This window comes from Novosphingobium sp. Chol11 (assembly GCF_945870625.1).
Classification (GTDB): Bacteria; Pseudomonadota; Alphaproteobacteria; order Sphingomonadales; family Sphingomonadaceae; genus Novosphingobium.
Window position 1 is genome coordinate 22681 of record NZ_CAMBTS010000017.1, and the last position, 13129, is coordinate 35809.

The window sequence follows — 13129 nt, forward strand, 5'->3', positions numbered from 1 at the left end:
GCCGGCTCTGCCAAGCCGGACCTGGAGTCCTGATTACGCCGCGTTGCTGCCGGTCTGCGCCATCAGCGACTGGTCGATGGTCGCGGAAATCATCTGCGCGGTGACAGCGCTGAGCGTCCAGCCAAGATGCCCGTGTCCGGTGTTGTAAAACACATGACGCCCGCGCCCCGCGCCCACACGTGGCATCATATCGGGAAGCATCGGGCGCAATCCTGCCCAAGGCAGCACTTCGCCCACACTGACGCCGGGAAAAAGCTGGCGCACCCAATCGACCAGCGGGGCGATCCGGTCGGCCCGGATATCCCGGTTCTCGCCATTGAACTCTGCTGTGCCCGCCACGCGAAAGCGGTCCGCGCCAAGCCGGGACGTGACGATCTTTGAATCTTCGTCAAGCAGGCTGACCCACGGTGCAGCGGCCTGGCTTGCCGAATCGCGCAGCATCACGGTGATCGAATACCCTTTGACCGGGTAGACATTGACCCGGTCGCCGACCATCGCGGCAAGGCGGCGGCTGCCGACACCAGCGCAAATGACCGCAGCGCCGAAATTCTGAACGTCTTCGGCGCGCGGATCGCGCAAGCTCGAGGTAGTAATCGTCACGCCGTGTTCGTTGGCCGTGATTGCCTGCACCGTCCGGTCGAGGTGCAACACCGCGCCCCTCCGCACGCAGGCGGCTGCAAGACCGCGGGTGAACTTGCAGATGTCGCCGGTCGAATCTGACGGGGTGAAATAACCGCCATACAAGGGGCCGGACAACGTTGGATCGATGGCGCGCATTTCTTCGGGCGTGACCTGATAGCGATCAAGCCCGCCCTGGCGCACCAGTGCATTGCCGCGCGCCGCACCGGTAAAGCTGGCTTCGTTGCGATAGATATGGAGTATCCCGAGGGTTTCGCAGTCGAAATCGATCCCTTCGCGCGCGGCGATATCGAAAAGATGCTGGCGCGCCGCGATGGCCAGCCGCACGGTTTCAACGGTGTTGATATCATGGCGGGGGATGGCACCCAGAAATTCCGCGAGCCATGAATATTTGTGCCAACCGGGCCGGGGATTGAGCAGAAGCGGCGCATCGCGCCGGGCCATCCAGCGCAAGCCCTTGAACACGGTGGCCGCCGAATTCCAGACTTCGGCGTTGCTGGCAGAAAGCTGGCCGCCATTGGCAAACGAGGTTTCCATGGCGGGCATGGGTTGGCGATCGATGACGGTGACGGTGTGGCCACGTTCGAGAAGCGCGTGGGCCGTGGTAATGCCGGTGATCCCGGCGCCGATAACAGCGATATGCGACATGAGCTGTGCTCCTGTGGGTGAAAAGCGTAGTGGCCGGATCACGGGATCCGGCGCGGCGTCATTTCCCCATCTCTGTCGCTTGTGCCTGAGAGCTTGACCCATCTGGAACGCCTGCGGCTTTGCCGGCAACCAAAGTCAGGGCTTTCTCCGTCGGCGGATGGCCAAACAAACAGACGCCACCACTCTCCAGAGTGTCAAGACCACACGGTTTCTGGTGCCTGAGAGTTTCCTGGGGGGTTGCTCCTTCGGTGCCGGATCGCAACCCGTAGGTTTCATCCGGGCTCTCCCATGCGGTCAATAAGACAAGTGCTTGAAAGAGCTCCTTCCTGCCAAGGGCCGATTGCAAGAGGCGTTTGCAAGGGGCAGTTGTTGTGGGCGCCCAGTTCCCGTCGATCGGCGTGAACTGCATCGCACCATAAATCTTTTGCACGAGCGAAGGTGGTTCGTCCATTGGGTAATTCGGTATTGCCCAGCCTATTTCTGCAACGCCAATTTTTTCACGGAGTTGAGATCGGCTTGGCCCAAAGTAATCGTTTCGCCTTCAACTCTCCGCAAAGCTGAACGGCTCTGCGCCCCGGCGGTAGTCGTCCGGCAGGATGTCGCGGCCGAGCGGGGGTTCGGCGCGAGCGATGCAGCCGGCGCGGTTGCACAGGCGGCAGGCGATGCCGATGGGGGTGGCGTCGGCAGTGCGGGGGTCTTGGCCGCGCGCGTAGATCAGACGCGGCGCGTGTTCGGCGGCGCACGCGAGCGCGATGGCGCGGGTGGTGCGCGGGCGGTGAAAGCCGCCGCCGCCCGCGACGACGGTGCGCAGGATCGAGAAAAAGCGCTGGCCATCGGGCAATTCGAGCCACTGGCTGGCGATTTCGCCGGGCATGCGAAACACGTTGTGCAGCCGCCACAGCGGGCAGGCCCCGCCATGCGCGGCAAAGGGGAAGCCCGCGCCATCGAACCGCTTCGACACATTGCCCGCCGCGTCGACCCGGATGAAGAAGAACGGCACGCCCTCCTGCCCCGGGCGGCCCAGCGTGGTGAGGCGGTGGGCAACCTGCTCGAAGCCCGCGCCGAACTGCCCGGCGAGCGCTTCGATATCATAAGCGCAGTCCTCCGCCGCGCGAGCAAAGCGGCCATAGGGCATCATCAGCGCCGCCGCGCCATAACCGGCAAGCGTACGCCGCACGAGACTGGCGGCGGTCTTGCTGGCGAAACTGGCCCCGCGCACCATCGCGGCGATTTCGCCGTTCAAGGCGCTGTAGGCGATATGCAGCGCGATCTGGAAGGCGCGGCTGGCGGCGGGCAGGGCATCATCGAGCAGCAATTGCTCGCCGTGCCGGTCATAGCGGCGGACCGCGCCCATCATCACATCGCCGGGCAGTGAACGGACGCGCACGCCCTGCTTGCGCAGCCATTCCGCCGCGCCGCCACTGCTGTCGATTTCGGCGGCCAGCGCTTCGGCGCGCGTGTCGATCGGCGCGAAGTGGTTGCGATGTTGCGCGATGAAGGCCCGCGCCTCGCCCACCGGATCGTTCGCCAGCGCGCCGCCGCCGCCGCCGCGCAGGCCCGCCAGCGCCTGTTGCTCGCGCACATAGGCACCGTGCAGCCGCAGCATCGCCTCGGTCATGCCGGGAAAGCTGGTGGCGACATCGGCCACTTCGAGCGGGGGCAGATCGATCTCGGCAAAGATCGGATCGCGCAGCACCGCGGCGAGGCGGCGGGCATAATCATCGCGGTCGTCGGCGGCGAGTTCGGCCATATCAAGCTTGTAAGACCGCGCCAGCCGGAGCAGCAGATCGGCAGTGAGCGGGCGCTGGTTGCGCTCAATCAGGGCGATATAGCTGGGTGAAATCGCGAGCTCTTCGGCCATCGCGGCCTGGGTGAGGCCGAGTTCGCGGCGCAGGCGCTTGATGCGCGGGCCAAGATAGAGCGGTCGTGCAGTCATGACACGTCATCTTGTCAAGCCTGTACAACTTTACAAGCATTATCTGTAATGTTTGACAACACGACCCTGCTGCGGATTTCGCAGAGCTGCGCCCGCGCCTAGTGGCGGGCTACACTCAGCGCCTTTCCATGAAAGCGACACGACATGAACTATCAGCAGACCATTCACAGCGCCGGAACGGCCATCGCGCCTTTTGCCACCACTTGGACTGGCATCGAAGCGGAATCGGTGGCGCGGATGCGGCTGCAGAACCGGTTCCATTCGGGCCTCGATATCGCGCGCTACACCGCGAAGATCATGCGCGCCGACATGGCCGCCTATGACGCCGATCCGGCAGAGTACACGCAGTCGCTGGGGTGCTGGCACGGCTTTATCGGCCAGCAGAAGATGATTTCGATCAAGAAGCATTTCGGCACGACCAAGGGCCGTTATCTCTATCTTTCGGGCTGGATGGTCGCCGCGTTGCGCAGCGAATTCGGCCCGCTGCCAGATCAGTCGATGCACGAGAAGACCAGCGTTTCGGACCTGATCGCCGAGCTTTATACCTTCCTCAAGCAGGCCGATGCGCGCGAACTGGGCATGATGTTCCGCGATCTGGATGCCGCGCGCACCGCTGGCGATCAGGTCAAGTCCGCCAAGATCCAGCACGACATCGATCATTACGAAACGCATATCGTGCCGATCGTGGCCGATATCGACGCGGGCTTCGGCAATGCCGAGGCGACCTATCTTCTCGCCAAGAAGTTCATCGAGGCGGGCGCTTGCTGCATCCAGATCGAAAATCAGGTTTCGGACGAAAAGCAGTGCGGCCATCAGGATGGCAAAGTCACCGTGCCGCACGAGGACTTCCTCGCGAAGATCCGCGCGGTACGTTATGCGTTCCTTGAGCTTGGCGTCGATGACGGCGTGATCGTGGCGCGCACCGACTCGCTCGGCGCTGGCCTGACGAAGCAGATCGCCTTCACCCGCGAGCCGGGCGACATCGCCGACCAGTACAACAGCTTCCTCGATTGCGATGAAGTTGATCCTGCGAGCATCACCCACGGCGATGTGCTGATCACCCGCGACGGCAAGCTGATGAAGCCGAAGCGCCTGCCTTCGAACCTGTTTCAATTCCGCCCCGGCACAGGCGAAGACCGCTGCGTGCTCGACAGCATCACCAGCCTGCAGAACGGCGCGGACCTGCTGTGGATCGAAACCGAAAAGCCGCACATTGGCCAGATCGGCGGCATGGTGAACCGCATCCGCGAGGTGATCCCCAACGCCAAGCTGGTGTACAACAACTCGCCCAGCTTCAACTGGACGCTCAATTTCCGTCAGCAGGTCTATGACGCATGGGTCGAAGCGGGCAAGGATGTGAGCGCTTATGACCGCGCCCGTCTGATGAGCGTGGATTACGATGCCACCGAGCTTGGCGCGGAAGCCGACGAGCGCATCCGCACCTTCCAACGCGACGCCGCAGCGCAGGCTGGGATCTTCCACCACCTGATCACGCTGCCGACGTATCACACCGCCGCGCTCAGCACCGACAATCTGGCGCGCGAGTACTTCGGCGAGGCGGGCATGCTCGGCTATGTGAAGGGCGTGCAGCGTCAAGAAATCCGCCAGGGTATTGCCTGCGTGAAGCACCAGAACATGTCGGGCAGCGACATTGGCGATGATCACAAGGAGTACTTCGCCGGGGAAGCCGCGCTGAAAGCGGGCGGCGTTCACAACACGATGAACCAGTTTGCAGCGTAAAGCGCGATGAGCAGGGAGAGCGTCATGTCAGAGCCACCCCGCGCCCGCGCGGTCCTTTCGACCGAAGACTTCAAGCTGCTGCGCGAAGCCGTGTTGTTTTACCTCAAGGAGATCGAGGACAAACCTGAGTCGGTGAAGTTCTCGCATCTCTATCACCGGCTCGGGAGTGCGATGGGCCGTTAGAGCCCACGCGTATCCCGATCGGAACTTTCCTGGAGAGGAGATCTGGCCCGTCGCATTTTGTGCGGCGGGCCGTAACTTTTTGCACTTGCGAGGAAAAGTCGCCCGCAGGTGGTTGCGAATGATTGTCAACCGCAAGATGTGGAGGATCTGTCACATTTTTGTCAGGTGAAGAGCTTAGAGGAACCTCGAGTTTCAAAGAGAGATCAGGGGTTTTCGTTATGAGCAGCAAACTTTTCCGCGTGCGCCCTTACCGCGTCGTGGCCCGTGCTTTGTTCCTTGCTGGCAGCGCGCTTTCCTTCGCAACTGCACAAGCAGCCGACGGTGCAGCGGACGAGATGGCTGACGAAACCACCCGGGCCGCGCGCGAAATCGTGGTCCAGGCCGAGATAGGCTTTCGCAACCGCGACGAAGCAGGCGTCGAGCCCAAGCTGGTCTATGACGAAGAGTACTTCCGCCGCTTCGAGCCGCTCACCGCTGGTGATGCGCTGAAACGGGTGCCATCGGTCACGTTCCTGTCCGACGTGCTTGAGAGCGACGGTGCGCGCCTGCGCGGTCTTGATCCCGGCTATACCCAGATCCTGATCAACGGCGACAGGGTGCCCGGCGCGGGCTTCGACCGCTCGTTCTTCCTCGACCGGGTTCCGGCCGAGCTCGTCAAGCAAGTCGAAATCGTCCGCTCCTCGTCGGCGCGCCGTACTGGTGATGCTGTGGCCGGCACGCTCAACATTGTTCTGCGCGACGCCTTCACGATGGATGGCGGCTATGTCCGCGGCGGAGCCCTGTTTTTCGATGATGGCAAGGTCAAGCCCAGCGGCGGCCTCTACTACGGCGGGCAGCTTGGGCCGGGCCGGTTGCTGATCGGTGCCAACGTTCAGGGGCGCTATGCTCCGAAGAAGAAGAAGAGCTTGCGCTACGGCGATTCGCCGGAAAACAATCCGAATTTCGCGACCGATGATTTCGACAACCGCGAAGAGCAGTCTGATGTGCGCAACGGCACCGACTACGCCGGCAACATCAGTTGGGCGATGGAGCGCGATGGCACCAAGTTTGAAATCGCCGGAAACTATGTGCGCACAGATCGCGAACAGATCGAGCGCTCGTTCGAATTCAATGACCCAGCGATCTCGACAGGCCCCGTTCGGCTGAATGCCGATGGCACACTGCTGACCGACAACTTCAACCCGCTGTTCATCAAACAGGAGAGCATGGCGCTGACCAGCAAGTTCAGCCATGAAACGGATTGGGGCAAGACTTCCGCCCGCCTTAGCTTCGCAAACTTCCGGGATACGCAGCGCGAGTTTGAGCACGAGATCGATTTTGATCGCAGCAGGCCGCGCTATACGGGGGATTTCACCACGAGCGCGCTCCGCGATACCGAACTTTCTGGTGAACTGGAACAATCGTTCCGGCTTGGTAGCAATCTCACCCTCGCGGTCGGCGGTTTTGTTCAAAACAAGTTCCGCAAAACCAACATTGCCGAACTGCGCAACCGCTTCAACGTGACCGCCAATCTTTCCGGCTATAATCAGGCAACCAACAATCCCGATGAATTCGCCACGCCGTTCGATACGCCCGAACCGACGCCAGGCGGATTTAACCGGATCGAGGAAGACCGCCGCGACCTCTATGCCCTGATCGAGGGCAAGAGCGGGATCTTCAAGTTTGAGGCGGGCCTCCGCTGGGAAAACACCGAGATGCGGATCGACGATTTCACGGTCGATCCCGCAGATGCCTCGTCGCGCGTGAAGTATGACTTCCTGCTGCCATCGGCATCGGTGCGTGTTGATTTGGGAGCGGGCCGGATCACGGCCTCGGTCGCGCGCACTGTGCGCCGTCCGCGCTTCGATTTCATCTCGCCCGCTTTGCTGGAAGCCGAGCTTGGCGATAACGATCTGCTGGGCAACCCGAGGCTGCTCCCCGAATCTTCGTGGGGCGGTGATCTTGGCTACGAGCATCGTATCGGCCGGACAGGTGTGATCGGGGCGAACGTGTTTTACCGCACGATCAAGAATGTCGTCGAAGTGGCCAACACCGGGGTGGAAGGCTCTGAAGGCGAGAATACCTTCGTGCTGCAACCCCGTAACACCGGCAGCGGCGAAGTTTGGGGTGTTGAATTCGATCTTTCAACAAGCCTTGGCTTTATCGGCCTGCGCGAAACCGGCATTTTCGGCAACCTGACCTTGATGCAGAGCAGCATTAGGGATGATTTCGGCACGCGGCGCTTCAATGGCCAATCGAAGTATGTGTACAACTTCGGCATGATCCAGAACTTCCCCAAGATCGGCGGCACGATCGGCGCGACGTATCGCAAGCAAGGTCCGGCCTATGATCGCCTCGTCGGCGAGGAAGTTCGCACCACGTATGGCGCCGACCTCGAAGTGTTCATCGAAAAGCGCTTTGGCAAGAGCTTCACGCTCAGGGCGGTTGGCTCAAACCTGCTCAATGGCAGCAAGGACGAGGTGTTCAACAAGTTCACCACGATCGACGATCAGCGCGCGCGCAGCTTCGATGAGTATGAACTTGAATCGGAAACTGGTGGGCCGGTGTTCCAGATCGTCGCTCGATACGCTTTTTGATGCGGCGTCTCTGGTTGCTCGCGGCGCTGTGCGCGGTGCCTGTTTCGGCAGGGGCCGCGCCAGCGACCGTCAGTGTTGCGGCGCAGGGCGAAACGGTGCCGGTGGGCACGGCGGCGGCCGATGCGGCAGACGATCCGGCGATCTGGCGCAATCCGCGCCGCCCATCGCGCAGCCTGATCGCAGCGACCGACAAGAAGGCCGGGCTCTACGTCTATGGTCTTGATGGCAAACCGCGCGATTTTTCGGCCGATGGACGTTTGAATAATGTCGATCTGCTGCCGATGGGGCGCGCCGGGGTCATTGTGGTTGCCAGCGACCGCAATGATCTGGCGGCGGCGCGGCTGCGGCTTTACCGGCTGGATACGCGCCGCGAAAAGCTGATCCCGCTCGGCACGGTGAGCGGCGGCACGGGCGAGGCTTATGGGGTGTGCCTGATGCGGCGCGGCGCGCGGCTGCATGCGTTTTCGGTGCTGAAAGACGGCACGGTGGCGCAAGTGGCGATCCGGCTGGGCGCGGGCGTGGGCAGGGGCATTGCCGCGCCGCGCGGGCGGATCGTGCGCCAGCTCAAGCTGGAGACGCAGACCGAGGGCTGCGTGGTCGATCCGCGCAGCCAGACGCTGTTCGTCGGCGAAGAAGATCGCGGCATCTGGGCGTTCGACGCGCGCGCGGGCGGATCGCGCAGCGGAAAGCTGGTCGCGGCGGTCGATGGCACGCAGCTTGTTGCCGATGTCGAGGGGCTGGCCTTGGCTCCCCTCGGGCGGCGCGGCGGCTGGTTGATTGCTTCCAGCCAGGGGGACAACGCCTATGCGCTGTTCCAGTTGCCTGATTTGCGCCCGGCGGGCCGGTTTCGCATTGCGGCGGGCGCGCTGGGGGCAACCGAGGAAACCGACGGCATCGCCTTCCATCCCGGCAATTTTGGCCCGCGCTACCCGGCGGGATTGTTCGTGGCGCAAGACGGCGACAATGCCCCGGCGGCGCAGAACTTCAAGCTGGTGTCTTGGCGCAGCGTGATGCGCGCGCTGCAATAGCGCCCACGGATGCTGATTTGGGCGCGGCGGGGTTAGCCCGGGTTCAGAGGCTTTTGCGCCACTGCGCCAGCCGCGCCGCCGCTTCCTCCAGCATCACGGGCGGTTTGCAGTGGCACAGGCGCACGATCCCAAGCGGCGCGCCATCGCCTTCCCATAGCGCCGAGAGCGGGATCGAGGCGACGCCTGCTTCGCGGACTGCGCGGTCGCTAAAGGTTGCATCATCGAGCGCGATGCCGCTGGCGGCGAGATCGATGCAGGAAAACCAGGTTGCGCTGTTTTCCAGCACGGCGAAACCTTCGCGGGCAAGGCCATTGTTGAGCACCGCGCGCGACGCGGCCCAATCGGCTTGCAGGGCGGCCGCGAGGGCAGGGTCGGCCAGCCCTTCGGCGACCGCCCATTGCAGCATCGGCGGGGTGGTGAAGGTCAGGAACTGGTGCGCTTTGGCCAGCACAGTGGCGATCTCGGGCGCGGCGACCATCCAGCCGACTTTCCACCCGGTTGCGCCGAAGATCTTGCCAGCCGAGCCGATCTTGATCGCGCGGGCCGCCATTCCCGGTTCCGCGAGCAGGGAGCGGTGCGGCTGGCCATCAAAGCGCACGTTTTCCCAGACCTCGTCGCAGATCGCGATCAGATCGTGCGCGCAGCATAGCCGGGCGAGCATCGCCAGTTCTTCAGCCGAGGCGACCGAACCAGTGGGATTGAGCGGATCGTTGAGCATGATCGCGCGGGTGCGCGGGGTGATCGCGGCGGCGATGGCGGCTGCGGGATAAGCCCAGCGCGGCGGCGCGAGCGGCACGAACACCGGCTCCCCGCCCGCGCGGCGCACCAGCGGGGCATAAGCATCGTAGGCGGGCGCAAACAGCAGCACCTCGTCGCCGGGGCAGACCACCGCCATCACGGCAGCAGCCAGTGCCTCAGTCGCGCCCGAGGTTATGATCACCTGTTCGCGCGCAAGCTGCAGCGCTTGCGTGCGGCTATAAAACGCTGCGACCGCATCGCGCAGTTCGGGCACGCCAGCGCTGGGCGGATAGTGCTGCGAGCGTTCGGCCATCGCCTTTGCTACCGCAGCGCAGAGCGCAGGCGGTGGCGGTTCATCAGGGAAACCTTGCCCCAGATTGATCGCGCCCAGCGAACGGGCGAGGCCCGACATGTGTTCAAACACCGTGGTCGGCATCGCGGTGTAGAGAGGGTTCATTCCCGGCATTGGCCGCAATCTAGTGCGCCTCGGGCGGGGTTTGCGCACCGATCAGCGCCGCGAGGTCCGCCTCCGCCACCGCGGCTTCGGCGGTGAGGCGGCGCAGCGCTTTGGCCGTGTCGGTCAGGATGCCCGCGTTCAACGGACGTTCGCCGCTGACGAAGCGGCGGATGGCGCGCTCGTCTATTTCGAGCCGCCGCGAGGAGGCCGTGACCCCGCCCAAGACTTGCACGCAATGCGCAAACATTTCGCGCGCTTCATTTTCCGGGATGGGGGCGGTCATGATGCTCCGTTTCGCCAAAGCGCGCTGCGCTGGCTGCAATCTGACGCTGCGCTGGCTGGGGCGGCAGGATTCGAACCTGCGGATGGCGGCATCAAAAGCCGCTGCCTTACCACTTGGCGACGCCCCAAAGCGTCGCGCGCTTATAGCGGTGCATTTGCGGATGAAAAGGGGGCACGCCGCAAGGATCGTACCCCCCAAGGACAGCTTGAAACCCGGGTTAACCCGCAGGTTACGTCGCGGCCTGCGCTGCTGCGGCAAAATCGCTGGCCGCGTGGCGTTCGAGCGGGCCTTTGGTGGTGTTGACAATGCGGCCGCGTTGCGCGCCAGGGCGGGCGTCGATTTCGGCCACCCAGCGCCCGACCGCTTCGTATTCCTGCATGGAGAGGAAGGTCGCGGCATCGCCATAAGCATCGCCGCGATGGATCGCGCCGAGCCAAGGATAAGTAGCGATATCGGCGATGGAATAGTCGTCCCCGCCAAGGAAGCGCGATTCCTTAAGGCGGTTGTTGGCGACATCGAACAGGCGTTTGGTTTCCATCGCATAGCGATCAATCGCGTATTCGATCTTGAACGGCGCGTAGTGATAGAAATGCCCGAAGCCGCCGCCGATGAACGGCGCTGAGCCGACCTGCCAGAACAGCCACGAGAGCACCTCGGCGCGCTCCTTGCCGCCTGAAGGCAGAAATTTGCCGAATTTTTCCGCCAGATGCAGAATGATCGCGCCCGATTCGAACACCCGGATCGGTTCAGGGCCGCTGTGGTCGACCATCGCGGGGATTTTTGAATTGGGATTGATGCCGACAAAGCCAGTGGTGAACTGGTCCTGTTCGAAAATCTTGATCATCCACGCATCATATTCGGCCTCGGCAATGCCCAGTTCGAGCAATTCTTCGAGCATGATGGTGGCCTTCTGGCCGTTTGGTGTGCCCAGCGAATAGAGCTGGAAGGGATGCTGGCCGACGGGCAGTTCGCCTTCGCGCTGCGCGCCAGCCGTAGGCCGGTTGACGCCGGCAAATGCGCCGCCATTGGCCTTGTCCCAGATCCAGACCGGGGGCGGGGTGTAATCTTCGGACATCGGCTTTGGCTCCTGCGATCATTGCCGCGTTTAGATGGATCGACAGATGACAAAGGGCAAGACGCGCTTTAGCCAAGCGCCTCAAGCGCGGGGATCAATTCATCGAAATGATCGATCACCCGGTTCGCGCCAAGCCGATCGGGCGGCAAATCGCAAAAGCCGAACCGCACCGCGATCACCGGCATCTGCGCGGCGCGCGCGGCGCCGACATCGAACGTGGTATCGCCGACAAATGCTGCGCGCCCGCCGCCGCAGCGCGCAACCATCTCGTGCAGCATGTCGGGCGCAGGCTTGGCCTTGTCGAGGCCCAGCGTATCGCCGCCGATGATCGTCGCAAAGCGGCTGGCAAGGCCCAGCTCCTCGAACAATTGCATGGCCAGCGCCTCGCGCTTGTTGGTGGCGACGGCGAGCGTTACCCCCCGCGCGGCCAGCGCGTCTAGCATCGCTTCGCCGCCCGGAAACAGGCGGGTATGGCGCGCGATGTTCTGCTTGTAATACGCGATCATCTGGTCCTGCCACGCCGGGATATCGGCCTCTTCGAACCCGCCGCTCGCGGTCAGCGCGCCGCGCAGCATCTGCCCGGTGCCGCCGCCGATAAACCGGCGTGCCTCGGCAATCGGCACAGCGGGACGCCCGATCGTCGTCAGCACATGATTGAGCGCATGGCCCAAGTCTGCCGAGGTATCGAGCAAAGTGCCGTCGAGATCGAATCCGACAATATCGAAAGGAAATGAGCGCATCCCCAGCGCCAGTGACGCGGCATTCTAGAAACTGCAAGCAAATGCTGGCAAGGGTGGCGTCATGACCGAAACCGCACCCCTCGCCCTGATCGTTCTTGCCGCCGGCAAGGGTACCCGCATGAAAAGCGACCTGCACAAAGTGCTCCACAAGATCGCCGGGAGGCCGATGTTGATGCACTTGCTGGCCAGCGCTGATCAGCTAGATCCGGCGCGCAAGGTTGTCGTGGTCGGCAGCGGACGCGACCAGCTTGAAGCGGCGCTTGCGGGCAGCGCTGAACTGGCGGTGCAGGAGCCGCAGCTGGGCACCGGCCATGCGGTGCAACAGGCTGGCGGCGCGCTGGCCGGATTCGCGGGCGATGTGCTGATCCTCTATGGCGACGTGCCATTCGTGCGCCCCGAAACGATGCGCGCGATGATCGAGCGGCTGCATGAGCCGGACGATCCGGCGGTGGTCGTACTGGGCTTTCAGCCGGCCGACGCGCTGCAATATGGCCGTGTGATTGCGCACGACGATGGCCGGATCGTCAAAATGGTCGAGTACAAGGATGCGAGCCAAGAGGAGCGGGCCTGCACCTTGTGCAATTCCGGGCTGATGGCGGTGCGTGCGGCCGATCTGTTCGCATTGCTGGCGCGGGTCACCAATGCGAACGCGGCGGGCGAATATTACCTGACCGATATCGTCAATATCGCCAGCCTCGATGGGCGGACTTGCGCCGTGGTCGTCACCGATGACGAGGACGAGGTGGTCGGCATCAACAGCCGCGCCGAATTGGCTGAGGCCGAAGCACGCTGGCAGGCCAAGCGGCGGCTGGCCACGATGGCCGATGGCGCGACGCTGATCGCGCCCGAAACGGTGTGGTTTGCGTGGGACACAGTGCTGGGCCGCGATGTCACGGTGGAGCAGAATGTGGTGTTTGGCCCCGGCGTGACCGTCGCCGACAATGTCGTGATCCATGCGTTCTGCCATATCGAGGGGGCGGTGCTGGAAAGCGGCGTCTCGGTCGGCCCGTTCGCGCGGCTGCGCCCCGGCGCGGTGCTGGAAGAAGGCGCGCGGATCGGCAATTTCGTCGAGGTGAAGGCGGCGCG

At 63.4% G+C, this 13129-nt stretch carries 11 protein-coding genes, 1 tRNA gene and 1 riboswitch; of the genes, 5 read left to right on the top strand and 7 right to left on the bottom strand.

What is annotated here, in order from left to right:
- Positions 1 to 33 precede the first annotated feature (33 nt).
- Positions 34 to 1287 carry a D-amino acid dehydrogenase gene (locus Q0O40_RS05005; RefSeq protein ID WP_295527007.1) on the bottom strand — a complete coding sequence of 418 codons (1254 nt, stop codon included), beginning with the start codon at positions 1285 to 1287 and terminating at the stop codon, positions 34 to 36.
- Positions 1288 to 1482: 195 nt separating this feature from the next.
- A riboswitch (glycine riboswitch) is annotated at positions 1483 to 1586 on the bottom strand.
- A gap of 242 nt (positions 1587 to 1828) precedes the next feature.
- Positions 1829 to 3223 (bottom strand): short-chain fatty acyl-CoA regulator family protein, encoded by a 1395-nt coding sequence (locus Q0O40_RS05010; RefSeq protein WP_295527010.1) that lies wholly within the window; start codon positions 3221 to 3223, stop codon positions 1829 to 1831.
- Between the two features lie 144 nt (positions 3224 to 3367).
- Between Q0O40_RS05010 and Q0O40_RS05015 the strand changes: the two genes are divergently transcribed.
- The 4 genes from Q0O40_RS05015 (at position 3368) to Q0O40_RS05030 (ending at position 8750) form a co-directional block, all read left to right on the top strand.
- Positions 3368 to 4963 (top strand): isocitrate lyase, encoded by a 1596-nt coding sequence (locus Q0O40_RS05015; protein WP_295527012.1) that lies wholly within the window; start codon positions 3368 to 3370, stop codon positions 4961 to 4963.
- A 24-nt stretch (positions 4964 to 4987) separates the two neighbouring features.
- Positions 4988 to 5146: a hypothetical protein gene (locus Q0O40_RS05020; RefSeq protein WP_295527015.1), complete on the top strand. Its 159-nt coding sequence runs from the start codon at positions 4988 to 4990 to the stop codon at positions 5144 to 5146.
- Positions 5147 to 5364: 218 nt separating this feature from the next.
- Positions 5365 to 7722 (top strand): outer membrane beta-barrel protein, encoded by a 2358-nt coding sequence (locus Q0O40_RS05025; protein ID WP_295527018.1) that lies wholly within the window; start codon positions 5365 to 5367, stop codon positions 7720 to 7722.
- Positions 7722 to 8750: a phytase gene (locus Q0O40_RS05030; protein ID WP_295527020.1), complete on the top strand. Its 1029-nt coding sequence runs from the start codon at positions 7722 to 7724 to the stop codon at positions 8748 to 8750. The genes Q0O40_RS05025 and Q0O40_RS05030 overlap by 1 nt, the downstream gene beginning before the upstream one ends.
- A 43-nt stretch (positions 8751 to 8793) precedes the next feature.
- On the opposite strand, the gene Q0O40_RS05035 is transcribed toward Q0O40_RS05030, so the two are convergent.
- The 5 genes from Q0O40_RS05035 to Q0O40_RS05055 all read right to left on the bottom strand — a co-directional run bounded on the left by Q0O40_RS05035 (position 8794) and on the right by Q0O40_RS05055 (position 12043).
- Positions 8794 to 9954: an aminotransferase gene (locus Q0O40_RS05035; RefSeq protein WP_295527023.1), complete on the bottom strand. Its 1161-nt coding sequence runs from the start codon at positions 9952 to 9954 to the stop codon at positions 8794 to 8796.
- 10 nt (positions 9955 to 9964) lie between these two features.
- Positions 9965 to 10228 carry a hypothetical protein gene (locus Q0O40_RS05040; RefSeq protein ID WP_295527026.1) on the bottom strand — a complete coding sequence of 88 codons (264 nt, stop codon included), beginning with the start codon at positions 10226 to 10228 and terminating at the stop codon, positions 9965 to 9967.
- A gap of 52 nt (positions 10229 to 10280) precedes the next feature.
- Positions 10281 to 10355 (bottom strand) — tRNA-Gln (locus Q0O40_RS05045).
- Between the two features lie 102 nt (positions 10356 to 10457).
- Complete coding sequence (yghU, locus tag Q0O40_RS05050; RefSeq protein ID WP_295527029.1) at positions 10458 to 11303, bottom strand: glutathione-dependent disulfide-bond oxidoreductase; 846 nt, start codon at positions 11301 to 11303, stop codon at positions 10458 to 10460.
- Between the two features lie 68 nt (positions 11304 to 11371).
- On the bottom strand, positions 11372 to 12043 hold the full coding sequence (locus Q0O40_RS05055) for an HAD family hydrolase (protein WP_295527032.1): 672 nt from the start codon (positions 12041 to 12043) through the stop codon (positions 11372 to 11374).
- A 61-nt stretch (positions 12044 to 12104) separates the two neighbouring features.
- Between Q0O40_RS05055 and Q0O40_RS05060 the strand changes: the two genes are divergently transcribed.
- Positions 12105 to 13129: NTP transferase domain-containing protein (locus tag Q0O40_RS05060; protein ID WP_295527034.1), on the top strand; the 1025-nt coding region annotated here is incomplete at its 3' end.